This window comes from Acetobacter sp. DmW_125128 (assembly GCF_008704325.1).
In the GTDB taxonomy this organism is placed as follows: domain Bacteria; phylum Pseudomonadota; class Alphaproteobacteria; order Acetobacterales; family Acetobacteraceae; genus Acetobacter; species Acetobacter oryzifermentans.
The window spans coordinates 1-326 of sequence record NZ_VHOP01000115.1 but is presented as its reverse complement, the minus strand read 5'-3'; the positions used below and the strand labels follow the sequence as shown (position 1 = coordinate 326).

Sequence of the window (326 nt, the reverse complement as noted above, 5' to 3'; positions counted from 1 at the left end):
GCTTTTGCGACGGATATTAAGATTACTGGGGACAAGGAAGGTACGCTTGTTGTTGGCAGTAAAGGGTATGTTTCTGGTGTAAATGTTTCTGGTGCGGCGGATAACAGCGCGCAGGCTGCAACAGGTGGTGAAGTTCACGATGTTATTGTCAATTCAGGCGGCGTTGCGGATGATGTGACGGTCTATCACGATCATCTGGTGGTGAATGGTGGTGGCCTGGCATCTGGCGTAACCTTGAATGATGCTGGCATTACCGTGCAGAGCAACGGCGTGGTGTCTGCCATGACTGTGAATGCCCAAGGTATTTATGCCGCGTATATTGATGG

Annotated in this window: 1 protein-coding gene; it reads left to right on the top strand. The window is 50.6% G+C overall.

The genetic code is table 11. The annotated features are described in order from the left end of the window. A partial coding sequence (locus FKW19_RS15270; protein ID WP_150150633.1) for a hypothetical protein occupies positions 1-326 on the top strand: 326 nt, incomplete at both ends.